Source organism: Myxococcus sp. CA040A (assembly GCF_013336725.1).
Lineage (GTDB): Bacteria > Myxococcota > Myxococcia > Myxococcales > Myxococcaceae > Myxococcus > Myxococcus llanfairpwllgwyngyllgogerychwyrndrobwllllantysiliogogogochensis.
The window spans coordinates 226105-248970 of record NZ_JABUMR010000010.1; the positions used below are offsets into that span (position 1 = coordinate 226105).

Annotated in this window: 16 protein-coding genes and 1 pseudogene; 6 read left to right on the forward strand and 11 right to left on the reverse strand. The window is 67.0% G+C overall.

The features are described 5' to 3' along the window. Positions 1-72 precede the first annotated feature (72 nt). The gene (locus tag HUA75_RS38025) at positions 73-2250 is read right to left on the reverse strand and encodes a M4 family metallopeptidase (RefSeq protein WP_174489218.1); all 2178 of its coding nucleotides are present in this window, start codon (positions 2248-2250) and stop codon (positions 73-75) included. Between the two features lie 107 nt (positions 2251-2357). Beyond that, positions 2358-3869: a hypothetical protein gene (locus HUA75_RS38030; protein WP_174489219.1), complete on the reverse strand. Its 1512-nt coding sequence runs from the start codon at positions 3867-3869 to the stop codon at positions 2358-2360. A 97-nt stretch (positions 3870-3966) separates the two neighbouring features. Between HUA75_RS38030 and HUA75_RS38035 the strand changes: the two genes are divergently transcribed. Continuing rightward, on the forward strand, positions 3967-4620 hold the full coding sequence (locus tag HUA75_RS38035; protein WP_254627985.1) for a GAF domain-containing protein: 654 nt from the start codon (positions 3967-3969) through the stop codon (positions 4618-4620). A gap of 129 nt (positions 4621-4749) precedes the next feature. Here HUA75_RS38035 and HUA75_RS38040 read toward each other — a convergent pair whose 3' ends face one another. After that, positions 4750-5517: a polysaccharide lyase gene (locus HUA75_RS38040; protein WP_174489220.1), complete on the reverse strand. Its 768-nt coding sequence runs from the start codon at positions 5515-5517 to the stop codon at positions 4750-4752. Positions 5518-5827: 310 nt separating this feature from the next. Between HUA75_RS38040 and HUA75_RS38045 the strand changes: the two genes are divergently transcribed. Further along, positions 5828-6625 (forward strand): ABC transporter ATP-binding protein, encoded by a 798-nt coding sequence (locus HUA75_RS38045; protein WP_141643052.1) that lies wholly within the window; start codon positions 5828-5830, stop codon positions 6623-6625. Positions 6626-6653: 28 nt separating this feature from the next. Here HUA75_RS38045 and HUA75_RS38050 read toward each other — a convergent pair whose 3' ends face one another. The 3 genes from HUA75_RS38050 to HUA75_RS38060 form a co-directional block, all read right to left on the reverse strand. Further along, on the reverse strand, positions 6654-8177 hold the full coding sequence (locus HUA75_RS38050; RefSeq protein WP_174489221.1) for a putative metal-binding motif-containing protein: 1524 nt from the start codon (positions 8175-8177) through the stop codon (positions 6654-6656). A 142-nt stretch (positions 8178-8319) separates the two neighbouring features. After that, the gene (locus tag HUA75_RS38055) at positions 8320-9921 is read right to left on the reverse strand and encodes a putative metal-binding motif-containing protein (RefSeq protein ID WP_174489222.1); all 1602 of its coding nucleotides are present in this window, start codon (positions 9919-9921) and stop codon (positions 8320-8322) included. A 209-nt stretch (positions 9922-10130) separates the two neighbouring features. Next, positions 10131-12932 carry a hypothetical protein gene (locus HUA75_RS38060; protein WP_174489223.1) on the reverse strand — a complete coding sequence of 934 codons (2802 nt, stop codon included), beginning with the start codon at positions 12930-12932 and terminating at the stop codon, positions 10131-10133. Between the two features lie 308 nt (positions 12933-13240). On the opposite strand from HUA75_RS38060, the gene HUA75_RS38065 reads away from it, so the two are divergent. Then, a complete protein-coding gene (locus HUA75_RS38065; RefSeq protein ID WP_174458202.1) occupies positions 13241-14263 on the forward strand; it encodes an AraC family transcriptional regulator in 1023 nt (340 codons plus the stop codon). Between the two features lie 7 nt (positions 14264-14270). Here the strand turns inward: HUA75_RS38065 and HUA75_RS38070 are convergent, their stop codons facing one another. After that, positions 14271-15101, reverse strand: coding sequence for a LysR family transcriptional regulator (locus tag HUA75_RS38070; protein ID WP_174489224.1), 831 nt, complete (start codon positions 15099-15101; stop codon positions 14271-14273). 95 nt (positions 15102-15196) lie between these two features. Between HUA75_RS38070 and HUA75_RS38075 the strand changes: the two genes are divergently transcribed. Beyond that, positions 15197-16075, forward strand: a complete 879-nt coding sequence (locus HUA75_RS38075) for a pirin family protein (protein ID WP_254627986.1) — start codon at positions 15197-15199, stop codon at positions 16073-16075. Between the two features lie 90 nt (positions 16076-16165). Here HUA75_RS38075 and HUA75_RS38080 read toward each other — a convergent pair whose 3' ends face one another. The 4 genes and pseudogenes from HUA75_RS38080 to HUA75_RS38095 form a co-directional block, all read right to left on the reverse strand. Then, positions 16166-16888, reverse strand: a complete 723-nt coding sequence (locus tag HUA75_RS38080) for a double-CXXCG motif protein (protein WP_174489225.1) — start codon at positions 16886-16888, stop codon at positions 16166-16168. 6 nt (positions 16889-16894) lie between these two features. Next, entirely contained in the window at positions 16895-17566 is a 672-nt protein-coding gene (locus HUA75_RS38085; RefSeq protein WP_174489226.1) for a TIGR02269 family lipoprotein, read from the reverse strand. Positions 17567-17603: 37 nt separating this feature from the next. Continuing rightward, positions 17604-18060: pseudogene (locus HUA75_RS38090) on the reverse strand (ISKra4 family transposase); the annotation flags it as partial. 299 nt (positions 18061-18359) lie between these two features. Further along, positions 18360-18530: a hypothetical protein gene (locus HUA75_RS38095; RefSeq protein WP_174489227.1), complete on the reverse strand. Its 171-nt coding sequence runs from the start codon at positions 18528-18530 to the stop codon at positions 18360-18362. A 649-nt stretch (positions 18531-19179) separates the two neighbouring features. On the opposite strand from HUA75_RS38095, the gene HUA75_RS38100 reads away from it, so the two are divergent. Next, positions 19180-19866, forward strand: coding sequence for an RNA polymerase sigma factor (locus tag HUA75_RS38100; RefSeq protein WP_174489228.1), 687 nt, complete (start codon positions 19180-19182; stop codon positions 19864-19866). Next, on the forward strand, positions 19866-22844 hold the full coding sequence (locus HUA75_RS38105) for a CHAT domain-containing protein (RefSeq protein WP_174489229.1): 2979 nt from the start codon (positions 19866-19868) through the stop codon (positions 22842-22844). The genes HUA75_RS38100 and HUA75_RS38105 overlap by 1 nt, the downstream gene beginning before the upstream one ends. Positions 22845-22866: the final 22 nt, after the last annotated feature.

Below are 22866 nucleotides of genomic sequence, written 5' to 3' on the forward strand. Positions count from 1 at the left end.
CTCCCGTCGCCGCCGCTGCGTCAGTCCCCCGGGCGCGAAGTCAACCTCGCGCCCGGGTCCTGAACGTCAGGGCTACTTCACACCGACGGCGGTCCAGCTCTCCTTCACCTTCGCCACCTCGGTGGAGTCCGCGCCGTAGAGGTCCGTGGCCGCCTGGATGGTGGCGGTGCGGGCCTGGGCGAACGTGGTGCTCGGCGTCATGTAGTGGGCCAGGGCGCGGTAGTAAATCTTCAGGCCCTTGTCCATGCCGACCCCGTCCTTCACCTCGAGCTTGGACGTGCGGTTCGTTCCGCCGTTGGCCAGCAGGTAGAAGGCGTTGTTGGCGATACCGCTGGAGCCGTGGACCTCCGTCTGCTTCGGGTAGTCCTTGTAGTTGTCGATGGAGTACCCGTCCTTCGTGGGGTCGTTCATGTAGCGCAGGCCGTCCGTCGCATCGCCGTTCGTCGGCGTCCAGGCCGTCTCGCCAATCGTCCAGTTGAACTTCACGTCGGAGTTCTTCGTGGACGCGTACCACTCCACGCCGGCGCCCATGATGTCGCTCATGGCCTCGTTCAGACCACCGGACTCGCCGCGGTAGACCAGACCGGCGGTGCGCTCGGTGAGGCCGTGGGCGATTTCATGGCCCGCGATGTCCAGCGCGGTGAGCGGACCGGAGTCCACGCCGTCGCCGTCGCCGTAGGACATCTTCTCGCCATCCCAGTACGCGTTGACGTAGTTCTCGCTCACGTGCACGTAGTTGACGAGCTTCTCGCCCTTGCCGTCGATGGAGTCGCGGCCGAGCACGTCCTTGAGGAAGTCGTACGTCATCGCCGCGCCGTAGTGCGCGTCCACGGCGGCCTGGTTGCGCTTCGGGTCCGTCGCCTCGCCCCAGACGTTGTTGTCGTCCTTGAAGGGCGTGGTGCCGCTCGCCTCTTCCTGGTTCTTCGCGTCGTACGTGGAGATGCCCTTGCCGCGGGTGTTGTCCTCCAGGGTGAACGTGCCGTCCGCGCCCTGCTTCGTCTTCAGGTCCACCTTGCCGCTGTAGAGCGAGGTGTCATCCGCGGTGCCACCGGGGACGGGCGGCTTCGGGGGCTCGGTGGGAGGCTGGGTGGCCTTGGGCGAAATCGCCAGGCCCCAGCTGTTGAGCTTGCCGCTGTCGCCCTTGGCGTTGTCCTTCACCGTCAGCGTCCACTCGCCCTTGGCCTTCTCGCCTGCGAAGGCGCTCAGGTCGAAGTCGCCCTTCACGTTGTCCGTGCTGCCGCCGGTGCGGTTGTGCACCACCGCGCTCTTGCCCGAGGGGCTCGTCAGCGTGACGGACAGGTCGCCCTTGTAGGTGTGGCTGATGTTCAGCGACAGCTTGAGCTTGTCGACAGTGACGTCGTCGGCCACCTTCACCTTGGAGGTGACGGTCGCGTTGTCCTTGATGGCCGCGTTCGGCGTGGTGGAGACCTTCACGTCCGCGGGCGGCGTGGCGGCGGCGCCCTTGGTGCCCTTGGTGGCCGCGGCGTCACCCGTGCCGTGCGTGGCGCAGGGGCAGTTCTTGAAGCCGTCGATGGTGTTGAACTTCTCGTAAATCTTGCCGGTGTTCGCGTCGACCAGGTAGTTCATCCGGCGCGGGTTGTCGGTGCCGTTCACATTGGCGACCTCGACGCGGTACGCGGAGCGGTACTCACCGGACGGGTCCTTGTAGATGACGCGCTCGGAGTTCGGCTGGCGGTCCGGCTTGCCCGCGAAGTCCTTCAGCGCGATGTCCAGCACCTGCGCGTGGGACAGCTGGGGCTTCTGCGTGCCCAGGCCGGCGGGAATCGTGGACTGGTCACCGGTGACGCTGCTCACCTTGCCGTCCTTGCCGAGGTGAGACACCACCTGCTCGGCGTAGACCTTCACGCCCTCGTGCTGCCGGTCCAGGCGCACGTGCGTCATCCCCAGCTCGTCGCGCTCCACGTTCTTCGGGACGAAGGCCGGGTACTGGATGCCGCCCCGGAGCCCCTGCGTCGCGGGCTTGCTGGTGGCCGGGGTGAGGTGCTCCAGCGAGGTCTGGATGGCGGACTGCGCCTCCTTGCTCTCCAGCGACAGGCGGCCCACGGGCGCCGGCAGCGGCTTCAGCGTCTGCTCGGCGCGCGCCAGGTCGGTGGTCTTCGCAGCGGGACCGAAGCCGTCCTTGATGACGTTCGGAGCCGTCCGGGTCTTCGCGGTGTTCTTCGGCTGAGCCTCAGCGGAAATGGTGGGGAGGACCGTCGGCTTCGAACCATCAGTGCGGCGAATGCTCATGGGTCTCAGAACTCCGTACGAGGTGGCTAAAGAGTTATCGCTAGAATGTATCAGGAAGTTACCTGCTGATTTCCACCCCACCCCCTGAAGCCATGTGTCGGAATGTTTCAGTCCGCGAGCCAGCGCGCCGAGGAGACCTTGTCTCCAAATCCCCAAGAATTGAGATTCACTTCTCGCAGTGAACCGTCTCCGACGAGGTCCTGAGTCTTGCCGCTGTAGTTGGCGTCGGCGTGGAGCCGCACGCGGTGTCCGGGCGGAAGGCACCAGCGCACGGCGGAGACCTTGTCGTTGAGCCCGTCGATGTCGTGGAAGCGGGCCCAGTTCTTCGAGCCCCGGTCCGCGAAGTCGAAGATGAACCCCCGGTCGGTGAAGTCGGAGTCGTCGTAGAAATCGACGAAGGCGCGCGAGACGTCGGCGCCGCAGCCGTCGTTCGCCCAGATGCTCCGGAACTCCACCATCTTGACGGAACCCGCGGGGCCGTCGTCGGCGTGTTCGGTGGCGTAGACGATGAGCTTGCGGTCCGCGCCCACGAAGACGCCGCCGGCCGCGTCGAGGTTGCACTGCCGCGCGCCGTCGTTGCTGCAGTACAGGTGTTTCGCCGCGACGTGCTCCAGGCGCAGGTGGCCGTCCAGACTCACACGGTAGAGGTGGGCGTAGTCGTCGCTGACGGGGCCCCAGCGCAGGCCGCCGAGCAGCGTGCCCACCAGGTAGAGCTGACCGTTCTGACAGTCGGTGACGAAGTTGAGGTTCTGGAAGGGGCCCCAGGAGTCGGAGGCCAGCTCCTCGCGGGCCCACTGGTCCACGCGCGTCCACGCGTTCGTCGGCGAGCGGAGGTCCGTGGAGGTGGAGAGGAAGACCTCGAGCACCTTCGCGTCGTACTGGCCGAGCAGCAGCAGGTAGCGCCGGTCGGACAGGCGCGTCAGCGAGGCCGTCCCCGCGTTCGCGGAGGCGCCGGGGATGAAGGCGAAGGGCTCGGGAGACAGGCCCTGGTTGAAGTCATACAGCGCGACGCGGCCGGAGTCGGGGCCCTGCTCCATGGGGAGCGCGAGGATGTTGCCCACCGCCTGCATGCCTCCGCCGTGGGCGTAGCCATTGAGTACGGGGAGCGCCGTCACCGCGCGGTCATCGAGCGGTGGCGCGGTGTCCTCGGGCTGGGAGATGGAGGGGGACAGGCGGTTGGAGCGAAGGCGCAGTCCTTCACCGTTGCGCGAGGGCAGGTGGACGACGTGGCCCACGTTGCCGTTGGTGTTGCCGTCTCGCTTGGACACCACGAGGTAGCGCCCGGAGCCGAGTGACAGGCGTTGAATCCCCTGCCAGTGATTGTCACCGGGATAGGCCACGTTGAAGTTGAACGAACCGGGGCGGAAGCCAAGCACCTCGCCATGGTCTCGGAGTTCATTGAAGCGCGAGGGGACGTCGGGGACACAGAGATTGCAGTCCGGGCTTCCCCAGACACAGGAGGTGTCTCCCTGGAGGGGAACGAGCGAAGCGGACGTGGTGGCGACAGTGGGCGCGGGGGTGGCGTGCTCCGGGCCGCAGCCGGTGAGGCTCGCGAGTGACAGGGTCGTGGCCAGTGCGCGGGCCCACGTCTGGGAAAAGGTGCGGGGATGAAGGGGCATGGTCTCCTCGGGGAAAATGACGCGGGCGGCTCGGAAGCAACGGAGCGTATGGACCTGGTACGTCCAGGAGCATGGCTTGACCCGAGGGTGTCGTGCCATGCGACGCTTCTTCTTCGCGCTCCCCCGGCGCGACAGGCCCGTCCCCCACCTGGAGCTCCCCCTCATGGCCTCGAAGGCGTACGCCGCCATCATGAATGTGTCGCAGTTGCTGTTGGACAAGGGCTTCGAGCCCCAGAACGTCTCGGAGGCGCTTGGACAAGTAGGTGCCGCGCTCGACGTCGACCGTGTCTATATCTTCGAGAACAGCAAGGCCGCCGATGGGAAGCTCTTGTGCAGTCAGCGATACGAGTGGACCGCGGCCTCGACCTCCGCGCAGCTCGACAACCCCGAGCTCCAGAACGTGCCGTATGACGAGGTGCTGCCGTCCTGGGTGCCGCCGCTGTCCTCGGGCCAGGTGGTGAAGGGCCATCCCCGCGACTTCGCGTCCCCCGCGCGCGAGTTGCTGGAGAGCCAGGACATCCGCTCGCTGCTGGTGTGTCCCATCACGCTGGGCGGCGAGTGGTGGGGCTTCGTGGGCTTCGACGACTGTCGGACGGAGCGCGCGTGGCCCACGGCCGAGAGCGCGGTGCTTCAGGCCCTGTCCAATGCGCTGGCCGGCTCGCTGAGACATGCGCGGTTGCGCAGCGCGCTCAGCGGCGTGCAGACACAGCTTCGCGCCATCATCGAGCGCTGCGCGAGCACGACGTCCTGAGGTGGAGACGCCCGGGAAGACGCGCCAGGCGCTGAGCCCCCTTCAGGTATTCCTTCGACAGGGACATGTCTGGAGGGCCCACCTCGCAGCGGGCCTGCTCGAGTCAGGCCCGCTGAGCGCACTGCCTCTCTACCACTGCGCGGGGTCGGCGTCGGCGAAGGTGGTCCCCACGCCAATCTCGTCGAACCAGATGCTCCGCGTGCCCTGACTGCCCTGCATGTACCCGTTGTCGTACCAGCCATTGGCATACAGCCCGACCCGGAACTGGAAGTAGCGGTCGTCCGCTATCGTCGTGTTCAGGTTGTACTGCTCCAGGACCTTCGTCCCGTCGAACCACAGCTTGTAGAAGCCCGTCCCATCCGTGGCCCACTTCGCCTGAATCACAATCTTGTGCCACTCCCCCGCCGTCACCGTGACCAGATTGCCGAACGTCACCGTCTTCTGATTGCAGATGGTGCCCTGCTTCACCCGCGTGAAGAGCTGGTTGCCCGAAATCCACACCATGCTCGACGGCATGTAGTCGTCGCAGCCCGTGTCGGAGAAGTCCGCGATGAACTGCGCGATGTTGTACGACTGCGGCTGGAACTGCCAGTCCGCCTGCAGCCGGAACGCGAAGCCGTAGAAGCCCGTGTCCCCTCGGCGGTACACGTTGCTTCGCATCACCTCCGAGTGGTACCGGCCGCCGTAGGCCGCATCGTAGATCTGCGTCATCTTGAGGCCCGTCGGCCCCTCGTAGGTGACGTTCGTCACCTCGTTCACCGAACCTCGGTGCTCCCGGCTGATGGAGTTCCAGCCAGACAACGTGCCCGTGTTGCGGAAGAGGGACGCCGCCTCGGCGACCAGCCCAAACGCCAACAACGTGGCACCGGCAACAACACCCAGTCTCTTGGTTTTCATTGTGCTCGGGGGTGAGGGGTTCGGGGCCCACCCACGGCCTGGCCCCGAAGTCCTCTTAACCAGGAAAACAAGACAGTGCATGCCGAGGTGAAGGGGACGTTTCCTTTCGAGCGCTCGGGCGCAGGAGCGCGGCGCGGGCCCCACCGGGTGGCGGCATTTATCCAGGCCGACTGGTGGTTTCGTCGAGGGACGCGGGGGCCAGATGGCGATGTGCCGAGCGAGGGGGCGAGTTGCCGCTCGGTGGTGGGCTGCCGCGGGTTCGCGTCTTGGGAGGGGCGGAGCGGCGGGGCCCGCACTATGGTGAGGAGCGATGAGCGAATCGGGCAGTCAGGTGGCGGCGAAGCTGGCCATCGAGGTGAAGGACCTCCACAAGTCCTTCGGTGACAACGCGGCGTTGCGCGGGGCGAATCTCGTCGTGCCCGAGGGCACCACCTGCGTGCTGATGGGCGTGTCCGGCTCCGGCAAGTCCGTGCTGATGAAGCACCTGATGGGGCTGATGAAGCCGGACCGGGGGTCGGTAAAGGTCAACGGCGAGGAAGTGGCCGAGTTGGACGAGAAGGCGCTGAACCAACTGCGCCGCCAGCAGGGCGTCCTCTTCCAGGCCAATGCCCTGTTCGACTCGTTCAACGTCTACGACAACGTGGCCTTTCCGCTGCGTGAGCGCACGGAGATGTCCGAGGACGAGATTCGCCAGACGGTGGACAAGACGCTCGCCATGGTGGGGCTGTCCCACGCCACGACGCGCTTTCCGGGCGAGCTCTCCGGCGGCATGCAGAAGCGCGTGGGCTTCGCGCGCGCCGCCATCCTCCAGCCGAAAATCCTCCTCTACGACGACCCCACGGCCGGTCTGGACCCGCTCACCACGGCCTCCGTCAACGAAATCATCTTCACCGGCAAGCAGCAGCTCGGCGCCACCTCATTGGTGATTACGCCCGACGTGGCCTCTGCCTTCGGCATGGCGGACCATCTGGCGCTGATGCACGAGGGCCGCGTCGTCGAGTACGGCCCGCCCGACTCCTTCCGCGAATCCCAACACCCCGCCGTGAAGGCGTTCCTCAACAACTACCTCCGACGCCGCTCCCAGCGCGTCCGCGCCGCCGAGGGCTGAAGTCCCCTCGGACGGCGCGCGTCGCGAATCACGGCGTGCAGTAGCGCACGGCATCCAGCGAGATACCGTCCGTGGTGGCCGTCATGTACAGGGCCCCCATGCGCCGGGGCTCGAGCTTCTCCATCAGGACCCACTGCGAAGAGCCGTGCAGCGGCAGGGGTTCGGACTCCGCGAACCGCTCCACCTGAGCGTGCCCCTCGTCCAGCGTCCCCAGGCGCCCACTCCACCCGATGTTGATGTTCCCCCCCGGCGACGGCGCACTGAAGTCCTTGAAATACGAGAGCCACGCCAGTCGCAGCACCCCTTCATCCGCGAACGCACCGAACCAGGCGACATGGGGCTTAGGAGTTGTAACCCAGTCCTCCGGGACTCCTCCGTGGAAGAGGTTCTGGACCACCTGAATCCTGCGAATCCAATCGGGTGCGCCAGCCATGCGCATCACCAGGACGGGCGACTCCAGGGGTCCTCCCCGCGCGGCCCCCAGGTCCACCAGCAAGGGAGTCGCCGGGAAATATGCAGACGTTTCAAATGACCGCTCCTCACCTATCGGGTCCAGGTTCGCGTCGAAGCGGCGCAGTCGCACGGCCTCCCCCAGATTCCCATGCCGTACATCCACCATGGCGGCGAGCACCTCTCCATTGCGCAGCCAGATGACACTCCCGAGTCGTGGGCTGATGTTCGCCACCTTCTTGAAGAGCACCTTGGGCGCGGTGAGCACGTGACCCTCGACATCTGTCACCGTCCCCATCACCTCCATCGACGAGGTCTGCGCGGAACCCGCGAGCCAGAGAATCACCAGCCGGTCACCCGCGGGAGAAATCGCCACACGCGTGGACTCCTGGTCGAGCGGCCTGTCGAGGAGCGGGTACTCCACCAGTCCACCCTCGGGCAGCGGTATCGGCGCGCCCAGGTCATCGAGCGGAACGAGATAGGCACGGAGCGGTGCCCCCGCATCGCGCGCCACGGTGGAGTAGTACAGCGCGAGTCCATTCGCGGTGCGCACGAGTTGGGTGCGCTGGAGCGCCTCAGGGGTTCCTCCCGTCCGCACCCACGGCATCGGCACGCGGGTCGTGGCCTGGAGGACCAGCTTCGAATCCAGCCGCAAGATGCGGACATCATCGGGGCTGCCCACGGCCATGAAAACGCCATGCTCTGTCTGGATGCTCGACGCGTACCCCGCGAACAACCCCGCCTCCAGGCTCGTGACGCGAGACCGGACCTCGGGGTCCGTCACGCCATCACAGTCATTGTCGAGCCCATCGCAGCGCGTCTCGGCGGCTTCGAAGTCGGTGCCGTACGAGCGCCCGGTACACTCCTGCTCATAGGCGCCGTCCACCCACGCGCGCCTGGTTCCCGCGCAGACGCCCTGTTGCTTCTCACAGGCCAGCGGGTCCACGCCTGCGTCCGAGCCAGCATCCTCACCACCCGGCCCCCCGTCCTCCACCGTCCCCGAGTCCGGCACCGGCTCATGCTTCGGGCCCGAGGACTCACACCCCGACGACGCCACCACCAGCAGGAGTCCCACTCCCGCCGAAAGCCACTTTGCTGTCATGTCTCATACCGTGGCACGGAATCGCCGTCCGCAGCCCCTAACAAATGTTTCTCACCAGAGTCCCCGCGAGGAGCGAGCGAACCTGCCTCGCGGGGAATGAACTCACGGCCCCTTCAACAAACCCAGATAGAGCCCGTGAGGTTCACGGCGTGCAGTAGCGCACCGAGTCCAGGTAGCTGCCGTCCAGCGTGGTCGTCATGTACATGGCTCCCACGCGGCGGGGCGCGAGCTTCTCCATCAGGACCCACTGCGCATACCGATGCAGTGGCAGGTATTCGGAGCCCGGAGACCGGTCCACCGCGGCCTGCCCCTCGTCCAAGGTCCATAGCCGCCCATTCCACCCAAGATAGTCAACACCCTCCGGCGGCGGCGCCTGATGGTCCTTGAACGCAGCAATCCATCCCAGGCGGAGCACTCCTTCGTCCGCGAGGGCGCCGTACCAGAGCACCTCTGCCGGGGAATGGGCTTCCGCCCACGTCTCCGGCAGCCCTCCACCGAAGAGGTTCTCGACCACCTGAATCACGCGCCCCGGCCCCACTCGCAGGACAAGCACGGGCGACGCCAGGGGCCCACCGCGCGTCGAGCCCAGGTCCACCAGCAAGGGCATCGCCTCATAGGAGGTTTCAAAGGAGCGCTCGTCGCCCACCGGGTCCAGGTTGGCATCGAAGCGACGCAGGCGCACCGTGTCGCCCGCGAGCCCTGACTTCTCATCACTCATGGCGACCAGAATCTCCCCATTGCGCAGCCACAGGACGTTCGCCAGCTTCTGCGTGACAGTCTCCACGCTCGTGAAGAGCGCCTTGGGCGCCGTGAGCACCTGCCCCTGCGCATCCGTCACCGTCCCCATCACCTGTATCGGCGGGGACTGCGCGGAACCCGCGCGCCAGATGACCACCACCCGGCCATCCGCGACGGACGTCGCCGCACGAGTGCTCCCACTGTCGAACTCCCTGTCGAGCAGTGGGTACTCCACCAACCCGCCCTCGGGCAGCGGTGTCGGCGCGCCCCGGGCGTCGAGTGGAACAAGATAAGCCCGGAGCGGTGCCGACCCATTGCGCGCCACGGTGGCGTAGTGCAGCGCCAAGCCCGTCTGCGTGCGCACGAGCTGCGCGTTCTGGAGACTCCCTTCAGGGGCTTCCGTCCGAATCCACGGCATCGACACGCTCGCCGTACCCTGGATGGCCAGCTCCGAGTTCAACCTCAGGATGAGGACCCTGTTGCTGTCACCAATGCTCACGAACACGCCGCTGTCCGTCTTCAGACTGGAGACGCGCCCGAACGCCGTCTCCAGACTCGTGACGCGCGACCAACTGGGAGGGTCCGTCACGCCATCGCAATCGTTGTCGAGTCCATCGCAGCGCGTCTCGGACACGTCTTCATAGTCCGCGCCATACGAGCGCCCGGTGCACACCGCCTCATAGGCACCGTCCACCCACGCCCGCCTGGCCCCCGCGCAGACGCCGCGCGTCTTCTCACATGCCAGCGGCTCCACACCGCCATCCGACTCGGGGGTGCCAGCGTCTGGCTCGGGAGTGCCACCATCCCCTCCCCCGCCACCATCCAGTCCACCGTCGGTGAAGGTCTCTCCTCCATCCTCGCGGTGGCCACCATCTCCCCCTCCGTCCTCCACCACGCCCGGCCCAGAGTCCCGCTTCCCTTCATCCTTCGAGCTCGAGGAGCCACACGCCGCCGCCATCACCAGCAGCAGGAGCCCCATCCCCGCATGAACATGCTTTGCTTGCATGCCGCACAGGATGGCACAGCCAACTCCTGGCGTCCCAAGACCCAGACACGCGCCCCAAGGAATCCTTTACTCACGCAACTATTCCACGAGGCACCGTCAGCCTTCCGTCCCCTCCACGTCCTGTGCGCGGCCTCCCGCACAGTGCGTCGCCCCTTGAGGCCCCGCGAGGAGCCCGACAGCCTCCTCGCGGGGGGGTGCCCCTCGGACTGCTAGCGATTGAGGCCGATGCGCGGACCCGAGCCCGGCGGCACGCAGGTGTAGGTCACCTCCTGGCCCGCCGTCTTCGCGTAGTTGCGCAGAGTCGCGTCCGTCACGTTCGCCGCCGTCCCGTCATCCGGCGTGAAGGCATTCGCGGCCGGACTGAAGAGGAAGCCCTTCACGCGCCCTCCCAGCGCCACCTTGGCCACCAGGTCGCACTCCGTCACCGCTCCCCCCAGGACCTTCGAGGTGAACGGCGTGCGCGCGCGCTGCAACAGCAGGTCGATGCGCGGACCCACGCTCGCGGAGTTCGTGCTCGTCAACGTCACCTGCTGACCGACAATCGGAGCCAGGTCCGTGTCGAACGCGAACAACAGCTGCTCCACATCCCGCCGCGTCGCATCCGGGTTGTTCAACGGGAAGCCCACGCCGATGCTCGGGATGAACACGATGGCCGACAGGAACCGCGCCGCGGTGTCCACCGCGCCGTCATGCACGAAGCCAAAGCCTCGCACCTGGTCCCCCGTCCAACCACTGTCCCGCGCCAGGAAGAAGGGCGTCGTCGGATTCCCGAACATGCCGACCTTCTGATACATGTTCCGCAGGTGCGGAATCTTCACAATCTGCGGGATGTTCTCGAAGCTCACCCGACCATCCGTCCCAAAGAACCCCTGGGACGCGTCGATGCGGTGACATCCCTCACACGTGAAGCCCAACCCCTCTCCAAACGGAATGCCGTCCGCGCGACGCGAGCCCGAATAGAAGTTCAGGCCCCGCTGCTGCGCCGCCGTCAATGAGTTGTCCAGGTTGCGCACCGGGTTCGGCGGCAACTGCACTTGCAGTTGGAAGTCGGTGAAGCGCTGCATCTCCGCCACCGTGGGCATGCTCGCCCGGCCCAGCAGCCCCTCGAACGCGACGATGAAGTTCATGAACGAGAGGTTCGGGTCCAGCTGCCCCACGCCGAAGAAGCCGTTGGAGCGGTCCCCTCGCCAGTGCATGGCTCCGGAGTTGACCATGCCGCGCAGGGTCTGCGTCGTCATGGGGCCCTTCATCGGGTGGAAGTCCTCCACGTTGCCCGAGCCGTTGATGTGCGGCTTCAAGAGCTCCGCCGCCCCCAGCAGGCGCCCCGGAATCGTGTTCTCCACCACGTCCTCATCCGGGTTGCCCAAATCCCAGGCGAGGTCGTCCATGTCGCCGAAGATGTGGCAGCTCGCGCACGAGGCCTCGCCGTTGGCGGAGAGCGTCGTGGCGTCGTAGAGCACCGGCCGCCCCTGCACCACCGCCGCGGGCTCCGGGTTGGCCAGCACCTGCTTGCCCAGCTCCGCGCGCGTGGCCAGGTCGACGACCTTCACCGCGTTGTCGAAGCGGGTCATCACATAGAGCCGGTTGCGCTCCTCATCCAGAATCAGGCCGCTGGGCCCACCACCGCTGACCGGGATGTACGCCGCGCTGTTCAACGTCGGGTTGAAGCTGTCCGCCTCCAGGGCCTGCGTGTCGAACACGCCCACCTTGCTGGAGCTGTACGCGGCCACGTAGAGCTTCCGGCCGTCGCGGCTCACCACCATGTCCAACGGCATGGAGAGGCTGTGCGCCTTCGCCGCCGGGTCGAACCCGGGCTCGTTCGCCAGCTTCGAATAGTCCAGGTGCTTGTTCAGGCGCCGGGGCAACACGCTGCCCCCGAGGATGGCGGTGATGCGCGTCTCCGCCAGGTGGCCCTGCACCGTGGTGCCGCCGTAGTTGCCGGGGCCCTCGAAACGGACGTGGTTGAAGGCCTCCGTGTTGGACACGTACACCGTGCCCGTCACCGGGTTGGTCACCATGTTGAACAGCGTGGTACCCACGTGCGGATAGGCCGCCTTCTGGCCCAGCGTGTTCGCGTCGAGCGCGAAGACGTCCTGGTCCGGCAACCGGAAGCGCACCGCGTTGTTCCAGTTGCGCCCCAGCTCGTCCTGCCACTGGCTGGACTGGTTGTTGTACTTCACGATGAGCGCCACCTCGGGCGCGGGCACGCCCTGGTGGTTGGTGGCCGGGCCCGGGCTGCCGCCAGGGTAGATGGAGCCATTCACCAGACAGGGCAGATAGGGATTGAAGCCCTCACACACCGCCTCCTCCATGATGGAGGTCGTCTGGTTGCCAGACTTGAACACGGCCGCGTACACCGTCTGCCCATCCGGGCTCACCGTCAGCGCGCGAGGCGTGTCACCAAACAGGTTGAGGATGCGCACCGGCGTGCCACCCAACGTCGCGCCCAGGTTCGCCGGGTCGAAGACCCAGACGTCCGCGCGCCCCACGCCCGGCGTGGTGAGCTGTGGATCTCCCGCACCCGGCACACCCGCAATCGAGGCGTGCGTGCGGTGCTGTCCACGGTGCGCCGTGGTGATGAACGCCCGGCCCCCCGTGCCCGCGAAGACGATATCCCGCGGCTCGTCACCCACCAGCAGCGTGCGCACCACGCGCGGTGTTCCCGAGAGAGACACGACGCTGACACTGTCCGACAGGTGGTTGACCACCCAGACCTCGCTGTTGCCTCGCGGCGCCACCGCCACGGGCTCCAGTCCCACGGGAACCTTCGCCTGCAGCGCGAGCCCGGAGGCCCCCACCGTGAAGATGGACAGGCTGTTGTCCGGCGTGTTCACCGCGAACAGCCGCGTGCCATCCGGTGACAGCGCGAGCGGACGCACATGGCCACTCTCGAAGGCGATGAAGGACGGAGCCGCCGCGTGCGCCGGGATGAAGGCCGGCGACATGACGGCGAGCAGCGACAGCGCCGCCAGCAAGGACTTCTGGATGCTTCTGAGTCTCGGGGGAGTCATGGGGAGGCCAGACCTCTGGGTATGACGAGGGGGACGACGCACACGCCGACCAAGGCGCGGCGGGGCATCTGCCGACGGCGGGTGAAGCCAGAATGTGAGCGGGGTGGAAAAGCGTGGAGCCTTTGAACCGCTACGCTTGAGGCGGTCTACAGACAGACATAATGCGACGCGTCACGAGGAGGGCACACGATGCGAGGGCAAGCATCCTCACCTCCGACATGGCAGGATTCCCAGGAAGACAAGGTACTGGGGGAGGCGCCTTGGGTGCTTGCTCCGTTCCGCCAATTCCTTTGACCAAAGGCGACAACATGAGCTCTCCGGCGACCATGTTGACGAGCTGGGCGCTGGCGCTCCACCGCACGCTGGAGCTGCGTGGCGTGGACTCGCATGCGCTGTTCGTGCAGGCGGGACTGAACCCGGGGCTGCTGGGAGACGCCAACGCGCGCTATCCGCAGGAAGGGATGACTCGGCTGTGGCGGCTGGCGGTGGAGCGCTCGGGAGAGCCGGCCATTGGACTGGCGATGGCGCGGCAGGTGAGTCCCACCACGTTCCATGCGGTGGGCTACCGGCTCAATGCCTCCAGCACGCTGCGCGAGGCCTTCGAGCGACTGGTGCACGCGGTGGCGCTGGTCTCCGACGCGCTCCGGCCAGCCTTCACCCGGGACGGGGACTGCTATCAGGTGATCCTCTACGACGGGGGCGAGGGGCCGCATCTGTGCGAGGAGGAGACCGACGCGGTGGCGTACCTGCTCGTGCGCTTCTGCCGGGTGGTGTACGGCAAGGAGCTGTCACCGCGCGAGGTGCTGCTGCGCCGTCCGGAGCCCTCGGACCTGACGCCCTACGCGAAGCTGTTCCGCTGCAAGGTGACGTTTGGAGCGAACGCGGACGTGCTGGTGTACGAGCGGCCGCCATTCGAGGTGACGCTGCCGGGAGCGAACCCGGAGCTGGCGCGCATCAATGATGAGCTCATCACCCGGCACCTGGCCCGGCAGGCGGGGCAGGACGTGGTGGCTCGGGTGCGCGCGGTGCTGCTGGAGTTGTTGCCCCAGGGAGAGCCGTCGCAAGAGAAGGTGGCAGAGCGGCTGCATATGAGCGCGCGCAGTCTTCAGCGGCGACTGGTGGACTCGGGCTCGGGGTTTCGCGAGCTGCTCGCGGAGACTCGCCGGACGCTGGCCCTGTCGTATCTCTCCGAGCCGGGGCGTTCGGTGAGTGAGATTGCGTATCTGTTGGGCTTCTCGGATGTGAGTACGTTCACCCGCGCGTTCCGGCGGTGGACGGGACAACCTCCGAGCCGGTTCGGGATGCCTGCCCGGGCGCGCTCGGGTTCGTGAGAAGAACTCACTCGACGAAGGCGCCCTCCGTCGCGCGCAGCGCGGCGAAGAGGTCCCGCTGCACCTCGCGAAGCTCCTTCGGGATGCCACGGGCCATCGGCGCGAGGAGCCAGAGGGGTGGCCCCGCGTCGAGCTCCCTCTCGAACTGGAGCCGGGCGTCTCCGTGCGTGAGGAAGGCCGGGAGCGCGGCCCGTCCCAGGCCAGCGGAGCACGCATCGCGCATGGCCAGCAGTGAGCTGCACGTCACGGCACCCGGTACGTCCTTGGGGACCTCGCGCCACCAGCTCATCGAGGCCCTGGCGCGCAGGTCAACGCTCGGCTGCAGCCAATCCAGCGCTCCGCCTCGAGCGCGATAGACTCCGACCTTCAACCGTCCAAGCCGTCGACCGCGCAGCGCCCCGCTCGGGTTTTGACCGGGACGCAGCGCGAGGTCCACCTGACCTGGCAGCAGCTCCAGTTCGTCGTCACTCACGAGCACCTCTACAGCCTGCGCGGGCCTGGCCTTCGCGAGCGCGAGGAACAAGAGCGGGGCCAGCACGTCGCTCGTCGTGATGACCACGGTTCGTTCCCGGCCCCGTCTCTCCGCCCCTACGAAGTCCTCGATGTCCCTCGCGGCCACGCGCATCGTCGCGGCCCGCTCCGCGATTCGCAGCGTCAGCGCGCTCGGCACCAGGCGCGCGCCCCTCGCGAACAGAGCCGTGCCGAGGCGTGCCTCCAGCGCCGCGACCCGCCTCGACACCGAAGAATGTCGGAGCGACAACTCGCGTCCGGCGGCCTCGACGCTGCCAGTGCGAACCAGCGCCTCGATGGTCTGAAGCTCGTCCCAGGAGATGTGCATTCTCGCACATCTTCTGTGCGTCCATCCGGAGGTGTCAAACGAGCCGGGCCGGGCTAACTCCTTCACCGCGCATCCCAGCGCGGGAGGAGACGAACATGGGCAGACACCGGGACCGCCCCTTTCAAGGCGAGGACGTCGATGCGCTCCTCCCGCTCAACGCCGACGCCTCGCTTCTCGCCGACGCTGACGAGGCCGCCGTCGTGAAGCTCTCACGTCGCACGTTCGTCGCCGGAAGTGCCGTGGCCCTCTCCGGTTGTCACACCGATAGGAACCTGCCCATGCCGCGCCTCGAACACCGCACGCTCGCATCGCTGCCTCGCACCACGCTTTCGTGGCTCTCGCTCCGGGACCACTTCGTCGCGACGGTGGGACCCCACTCCGGCCAGGGTCGACCGCTGGGGCCGCTGCTCGTCCTCGCGGATGCGACATTCGCGCCGAAATCGCGGTTCCCGCTTCACCCTCACGAGGAGATGGAGATCCTCAGCATCGTCGTGGACGGGACGCTCTCGCATCACGGAGACCAGGCGCACGGCGCGACGATGGGACCGAGAACCGCGCAGTTGATCTCCGCGCGGAGCGGGATGATGCACGCCGAAGGAAACGACACGGACCGGCCGACGCGGATGCTCCAGTTGTGGTTCCGGCCACACACCTACGGCGGCCCCCCTGCCTACTACTCGCGCCAGCTCTCGGATGACGGGCGTCAGCTCATCGCGGGCGACGAAGGGATGCCTCTGCGCGCCGACGTGCGGGTCTGGTGGCTCCCGCTCGTCGCGGGCAGGCCCGAGCGGCTGACGCTCGACCGCGCCCGTAACGGATACCTGCTCGCGACGACGGGACCGCTCCGGGTGGAGGCGCTCCAAGGAGGCTCGGGTGTGGACCTGGCGCTCGGCGAAGGCGCAGTGCTCGGCGAGGGCGCCGTCACTGTGACAGCGGACACCGCGAGTTCGGCGCTCTGGATTGACCTTCCTTGATGCGATGGCACCGAGGTCTCGTGGTGGCCCTCCTTCAACGAGGCCTGAGCATGAGCGCGCGGCATGCAGCGGAAGTGGGTGGACTCGGGCTCAGCGGGTTGGCAGCTCGCGGAACGTGAGGCCGTCGAGTTCCAGGCGGAGCACGGCGTCTTTGAAGCGCTCCGTGCCGATGACCATGGTGGCGAAGTTGCCCAGTCGGAACAGGTCCAGGTCCGTGGGCAGGGTGGCCGCGTCCAGGATGGGCTCGTCGGGCCATCGGAGACTGAACCGGTCACAGGTCGGGCACGGCGGTGGATGTCCTGGCGGCATGCAGTCGGGATGAAGCCGTCCTCGAGGAGCCACCTGGAGTTCCAGCAGCTCGGGCGGGGCCTTCTGGCGAAACCGCAGCTCCGTGCGGCAACCGAGCAAGCCTCGCAGTCCTTCCGCATGAAGGCGCTCCAGTGCTTCACGGCGCATCAGCAGGCAAATTCTCCCCAACCAATCGATGGCTCCGAAGCTCCCTGAGGCACGCCCCACCAGAGGTCCGAAGGTCGTTCCAGGAGGCAGCGACACGTCTGGCGGAACCAAGGGACGCACCAGTTCGCGCAGGCGCGCGAACTCAGCGAACGGCTCGGGCCTCGGCCTTTTGAATTCGTCGTGCTCGGGGAGCCCGGAGAGGTCGACGGACGGGTAGTCGTGCCCCACGGTGCCCCAGGTCGCGCCACAGGAGTGGCATCGCACGCCAGGCAGGCGCCACTTGTGGCTCCCATCCAGCTCGTTGCCATGCTTCGCCATTGCGGCCTTGTCCTCGTCCAACAAGAAGAAACGGCTCATGCGCGCCTACGCTCCTGGGCGGGAGTAGTACGGCTGGATAGGACCACCAATCAGCTCGAAGCGGTGGATAAGCTCGCCGGCGTGCTTGAAAATCTCCTCGGGTAAGGCATTGGGACTGCTCCTCTTGAAAGCCCGCCACGCATCGTTCCAGGCACCTCCACGTCCCGTACCATCATGGATACGCCGGTGGACGGAGAGCGGAATGGGCATCGTGTAGTGGTGGATCTTCACTCCCTGCTGGTCGAACCACTCGGCCAGATCTTGCGACTGAGGGAAGATGTGGTGCTTCTCCCACCGCCCTGACGTGAGCTGGCGCGAAGGCGGGATGATGCGATCCGGAGCACCGTTCCAGTTGGGGAACGTCATGACGGAACCTGGGGGCAGTTTCTGCGCTCCTCCCCAGTTCCTCCGAGGTCCACTTCCCGGTGCCGCCGCGGCTGCGGGTGGTCGCGACGGCGGGAAGCGCGCCAGTTCCACGTCTACCAGCGAGTCCTCGCAGCGATAGAAGCCGCAGGTGTCCCCCAGGCATAGGAGCGTTACGCACTGGTCCTCCTCTGGCGTGTGACACTCCAGCTCTGCCTCTCCCCACGCCTGCTGCACGGGGGGCTTTTCAGCCGTGGAGCAGCCGAGCCACGACACCGCGAACAGCACAAGCCATTGGACGTGACGGATTCGCATGGGACGACAGACATATCACCCAGGTCGGGTCTGGCTCTCATTCTGAGCACGCAGCCTGGTGGACGTGCGCACGCAGTGGGGCGAGTGTGAGGTCCATGGCTGCATCCCAGCGCGCGGAGAGCACCAGGGAACAGAGGTCGAGCACCTCCAGACCGGACTGCTCTTTCCATCGGCTGCCGGGACGCTTCATGCGCAGAGCAACGAGCGACTTTCAGGTAGCCTCCACGTTGCCGCTGCCGATAGGCAGACCGACGGCACGGGCGTCGGCGTAGTGCATACGTTCGCCGTGGTTCTCCAGGGAGGTGAGGGCCTCGTGGATGGGGCGGCCGTCCGCGAGCACGCCGTCGCGATTGCCCGACGCGTCCAGCACCTGCACCACCTTCCAGTCGGCGCCAGGCTGGTGGAGAAGCATCAGCTTCCACTTCTCCACGCAGGACCGCAGCCTTCTCCTGTGTAGGCGCCAGCAGCAGAGCCGTCGCGCCGAGTTTCTCCATGCAGCGGCGGAGGAATGGGGCCCGCTACCTCAGGGGCCCGAGCCACGAGCGCTGCCGCCGCCAGCGCGGCGACGCGACGGGCCGGCCAGTCCTTCGGGGCATGGCGGCAGCGCGGCGAACACGCCTCCGGCTCACACCGCCCGCACCCACGCGAAAAGCGCGCACCAGCAGCCCACCGTGCCAGGGACTCACCTGCGCGCGTACCTGGGCCACCGGACGCAATAGCAATCCGAAGAGCGCCAGGGCCAGGGCCACGGCGGGCGCCGAGTACAGCCGCCGCGTCAGCACCTCCCGGGGGACTAAGGTGCAAGGTGGGTGGCCCGGCACGAGGTGCACTGGAAGCGGCGCACCCCCACCGTCGGCGCCAGCGGCACCTCGCCCCACTCCACCGGCCCGAGCACCTGCCGCTCGCGCACCCCGTGCCCGTGCAGCACCAGGGCCGCCCACTTGCCGCACCGCAAGCCGGGCACCTCGCGGGCCGTACCTCCTCCACGGGCGGCACCTCAGCGGCCCAGGACTTGACGGCCACCTCACTTCGGATGACTCCTCGGATGTCCTGCGGTCCTCTCCTCATGGACTTCCACGGGGCATTGGTGGGTAGGGGGTGGCAGCCTCCCTCCCACCGCCTACTCGCGCCGGCTCTTTCGCCAGCTCCCGGCAGCAGCTCCACGCCGCGCCCTGTCCTCTCCTGGCCCCAAGCCGACAGCATCAACGGCGACACGCAAGAAACCGGCTCGCTGATGGGCGACGCGTCCTGCTTCGGCCTCTCCCCCTCATCCAGTCGGTCCGAGAATGGGGCGTTCTCCCTCAACCACCGTGCTCGGCAACAACTACCGTGTACCGACTGTCTCACTCACGTTGGCAGAGAGGGCTGCTGGCGTTGTTGCCCTCCGCGAAGAGACTCCCACCCGCGCCTCCGCGCGACGCGTCCGGCCCCAGACGCACGCTGGAGGGCTCGGGGTTTAAGAAGCAGTGAGGAGAAAGAGTTTCAACAATTATGTCGGGATGAGTGGGGTTGGATGGACCCCTCGACGGTTGATGATGGCGTGGCAGGGCCGCGTTTAGGCGTCGAGGTAATAAATCCGAGGGAGCCCGTCTGGGGTGCAGACAGAAGGTTCCATGCACCCCTCCGATGCATCGCCGACCTGCGCGTCCGTCGCGCTGGAAGAGCCGTCTTCCGAAGGCAGGGCCCCCATTCTGGAGGCTCGCGTCCCCGCAGCGCCTGTTCCTATGCTGGAGCGGAATGCGCAGCGGCACAGGGGACGCCCACAAGCGATGACCACCGCGAGGAGTGGGCCGACAGCAGGTGAGCTGGCCGCACATCATCAAGAATGGCTCCTGGTTCAGGCCAGGAAGCTGTGCGGCAATGTGAGCGACGCAGAGGACCTCGTTCAAGAGACCTTCGTTCGCTTCATGCAGCGGTACCGGGACGAGACCGTGCTGCCCGACGTCGAGGTCAGTGGGCTGCTGCTCACCCGAACGCTCGCCAACGCATTCAAAGACCAGTGCCGCCGCCGCAAGGTGCGGGAGCGCAATGCCATGGACCCCCGCTTGCGCGAGTCGCTTGAGGTTGGGACAGAGCCCGAGGCGAACCTTCAGATGTCCGAGACCATCACTTCCGAGCAGGTCGCAGATGCCCTCCATTCCTTCAGTCCGAAGATGCAGGAGACCTACAAGCTCCTCGCGGAAGGGAAGGCGTACCAGGAAATCGCCAGCCGCTTCGGCATCTCGGTCAGTGCTGTCGGCAAGCGGCTGCACGACATCCGCGCGAAGCTGCGCGCGAAGTTCTTGGCTGGGAGAAACTGATGTCCAGCGCGTGTGACAATGTCGAGCTGTTTGTCGACGGAGAGCTTCCTTCCGACGAAGCCGAGTCCTTCCGCCAGCACCTCCCGGATTGTGCACGGTGCCAGCACGAACTCTCCGTGCTGATGGAGCTCAAGTACCTGGGCAAGGAGGTCCTCAAGCAGCTCCCGTCCCCTGTCGACCCATCGTCCGTCTCCGCCGCTCCCCCGGTCTGGCGGCGGTCCGGACTTCTCGTGACGGCGTCCTTCGCGGCGGGGTTGCTGGTCGCGGTGGCGGTGGTGCGCCTGCTTCCGTCAGGGGCGACGGTTGATGCACAGCCCCTGTTCGCCCAGGGCCCCGAGCGCAGGTTGGAGGCAAGGCTGCCGCTGGCCGACGCCGACCGCTACCGCCCCCGTGCTCGCGTGAACACGGCGATGTCGGGCGGGGGGAGCGACGTTCGAGAAGAAGTCCCCCATGGCCAGCTCAGTAAGCTGAGGGCCCGCAAGGAAATCCAGGAGTTGGTTGCCGCGCTGTTGTCGCAGAACCAGCAGGGACTGGCGGCCGAGGCGCTCCAGAGCCTGAGTCAACTGGCACCTTCCCCGGAACGGGAGGCCACGCGGTCCGCGGCGCTGTTCGTCATCAAGGAGTACGACCAGGCCCTCGCGGCGGCTGATTCCGCCCTGACGATGAGGCCCGGGTTGCCACAGGCGCTGTGGAACAAGGCGCTGGCGTTGCGTGAAATCCACCTCGCTCGGATGGCGGCGCGTACCTTCAAGGAGGTCGCTGCCCTGGAAGAGCCCGGATGGGCTGAAGAGGCGGTGCGCCATGCAGCGGAGTTGGAAGCCTCCATTGCGAACTCCTACGAGCGCTGGCGCACGATGGATGAGGCGGGAAGGGCCCTGCTGGAGGGACCTCCCATTCGCCTGCCAGAGCGCTTCGAGAAGGCCCCCAGCGCGCGGCTCTACTTCTACGATGCCGTGCGTGCCGCGCCGGACCGGGGGCGGGCCCTGGCGTTGCTGGGTCTGGCCGCGAAGCTGGATTCCGAGGCCGGAGGGCGGCAGGTGCTCCAGGACTCCGTGCGTCGGGTCTCGGCCGCGGACTTCACAAAGCGCGCTCCGCTGGCTCGTGACTACGCGGAGTTGGTCGGTGCCTACAGGAGGCGGGATTCGCAGCTACCGCTGACGGACTCGCAGCAGGTCTTGTTGACGGAGCCCTGGCAGAATGAGTTCCTGAAAAGGCTCCGTGCATCCCGTGAGTCCGACCTCCTGCTGGGGACGCTGGTCGTTCTGAACAGAGTTCAGGAGGACCTCACGCTTCTTGAGCGCGCCGGGACAGACGACCCCTGGTTCGGGTTGCTGTGGGCGCAGAAGAAGGCGTCGAAGCAGGATGACGTCGAAGCCATCCAGACCTTACTCGACGCCTACCGGCGGGAATGCCAGACGCGGGGACTGGAGTACCGCTGCATCCAGCTCGACATCGACTTGTCGGGCCTCTACCTCCAACGTCACCAACTCAGTGAGGCACGAAAGCACGCCGAGCGTGGCATGGAGGCCGCTCGTGCGGGCAGCGAGTGGTATCTGGAGCGCGACCTGCTGTGGCAGCTCGCGCAGACCTCGAAGTTCGCGAACGATGCGACGCATCTGGCGAGTGCCTTCTATCAGGAGTTTCTCGCCAGGAGCCCGGATGCCCCTGACATCCGCCGAAGCGTGTACCAGCATCTGGCGGACATCGCGTGGAACGAGCTGCGAGTCGACGACGCCCGCCGGAATATCGACACCGCGCTGGCCACCGGTCTTCCCCTCACGGTCAGTGGTGCATTCACCTTGTCGGACCTGGCGCGCCTGCGCGGCGAGAGCGAGGATGGGGCGCGGCTGACGAATGTGCGGCTGTCCGCGACGACTCCCGATGAGCGTCTGTTGGCGACCCATGCGCTCGGTCGCTTCATCATCGAGCGCGACGCCGCGCAGGGGCGGGCACTGCTGGAGGGGCTCATCCTGCAGTTGAAGTCCTCTGCGGACAGCCCAGCGGCGCGACGGGTGCGCACCTACAGCTTCACCTCCTTGCTGTTCGAGGCTGGGAAGCGACGTGCCTTTGAAGAGGTCCTGGAGTGGGTCGCGCAGGAGCGGGGCTCGGAGCTGCCCTCGCGGTGTCTGCTGGTCGCCTCCGTGGACTCGGAGCGGACGCTGCTGCTGGTGCGAGGAGCCGAGGGTGAGCTGGTGGGGGACTATGAGGACTCGCGGCGCGAGCGTCTGCGGCCCCAGCTCGATGGGCTGGTCACGAAGGAGTCCTTGTTGGCCCCCCTGCGTGCGTGTGCCCAGGTGGACGTGCTCGCGAGACCTCCGCTCCATGGCCGAGCGGGAGTGCTCCCCCTGGAGTTCGCCTGGAGCTATCTGACGCGCCGCTCCGCGGCGCCCGTGCCGCCGAAGCCGAGCGTGAAGCGCCATCTGGTCGTGTCGGACGTGGAGCTGTCGGACCCCAGGCTCCAGCGGCTCAATCCCTGGCTCGCGGAGTTCGGCCCGGACGAGGAGCGTGTCCTGCTCCAGGGCAGGAAGGCGACGCCAGCCAATGTCCTCGCTGAGATGCAGGATGCCTCCGAAATCGACCTGGTGACCCATGGCATCATCAACAGCTCCGTCAGCAGTTCCTATCTCCTGCTGGCGCGAGAGGCGGGGGGGGCGGAGCTCACGATGTCGAAGGTGCGTGACACCCCACTTCGAGGCGCGCCCTTCGTGGTCCTGGCCGCGTGCAAGGCTGCCCACACGACGTATTCCGTCCACGAGCCGCTCAGCCTTCCGGCCGCCTTTTTCGCGCAGGGTGCCCGAGGGGTGCTCGCCGCGACAGAAGACATCTACGACGTAGAGGCCAATGCGTTCTTCAATCGCATCCGTGAACGCATGCGCGAGGGGACACCTCCCGCCATCGCGCTACGGGACGAGCGACAGGCGTGGCTTGCGAAGAAACAGGATACGCACTGGTTGAAGAGCGTCCTGTTGTTCGAGTGAGCAGGGGGGTTCACGAGGCGAG

Excerpts from the sequence above, each read along its gene's own strand:
- HUA75_RS38025 (WP_174489218.1), bottom strand. The coding sequence starts at position 2,250 with ATGAGCATTCGCCGCACTGATGGTTCGAAGCCGACGGTCCTCCCCACC.
- HUA75_RS38030 (WP_174489219.1), bottom strand. The coding sequence starts at position 3,869 with ATGCCCCTTCATCCCCGCACCTTTTCCCAGACGTGGGCCCGCGCACTG.
- HUA75_RS38035 (WP_254627985.1), top strand. The coding sequence starts at position 3,967 with ATGCGACGCTTCTTCTTCGCGCTCCCCCGGCGCGACAGGCCCGTCCCC.
- HUA75_RS38040 (WP_174489220.1), bottom strand. The coding sequence starts at position 5,517 with ATGAAAACCAAGAGACTGGGTGTTGTTGCCGGTGCCACGTTGTTGGCG.
- HUA75_RS38045 (WP_141643052.1), top strand. The coding sequence starts at position 5,828 with ATGAGCGAATCGGGCAGTCAGGTGGCGGCGAAGCTGGCCATCGAGGTG.
- HUA75_RS38050 (WP_174489221.1), bottom strand. The coding sequence starts at position 8,177 with ATGACAGCAAAGTGGCTTTCGGCGGGAGTGGGACTCCTGCTGGTGGTG.
- HUA75_RS38055 (WP_174489222.1), bottom strand. The coding sequence starts at position 9,921 with ATGCAAGCAAAGCATGTTCATGCGGGGATGGGGCTCCTGCTGCTGGTG.
- HUA75_RS38060 (WP_174489223.1), bottom strand. The coding sequence starts at position 12,932 with ATGACTCCCCCGAGACTCAGAAGCATCCAGAAGTCCTTGCTGGCGGCG.
- HUA75_RS38065 (WP_174458202.1), top strand. The coding sequence starts at position 13,241 with ATGAGCTCTCCGGCGACCATGTTGACGAGCTGGGCGCTGGCGCTCCAC.
- HUA75_RS38070 (WP_174489224.1), bottom strand. The coding sequence starts at position 15,101 with ATGCACATCTCCTGGGACGAGCTTCAGACCATCGAGGCGCTGGTTCGC.
- HUA75_RS38075 (WP_254627986.1), top strand. The coding sequence starts at position 15,197 with ATGGGCAGACACCGGGACCGCCCCTTTCAAGGCGAGGACGTCGATGCG.
- HUA75_RS38080 (WP_174489225.1), bottom strand. The coding sequence starts at position 16,888 with ATGAGCCGTTTCTTCTTGTTGGACGAGGACAAGGCCGCAATGGCGAAG.
- HUA75_RS38085 (WP_174489226.1), bottom strand. The coding sequence starts at position 17,566 with ATGCGAATCCGTCACGTCCAATGGCTTGTGCTGTTCGCGGTGTCGTGG.
- HUA75_RS38100 (WP_174489228.1), top strand. The coding sequence starts at position 19,180 with ATGCACCCCTCCGATGCATCGCCGACCTGCGCGTCCGTCGCGCTGGAA.
- HUA75_RS38105 (WP_174489229.1), top strand. The coding sequence starts at position 19,866 with ATGTCCAGCGCGTGTGACAATGTCGAGCTGTTTGTCGACGGAGAGCTT.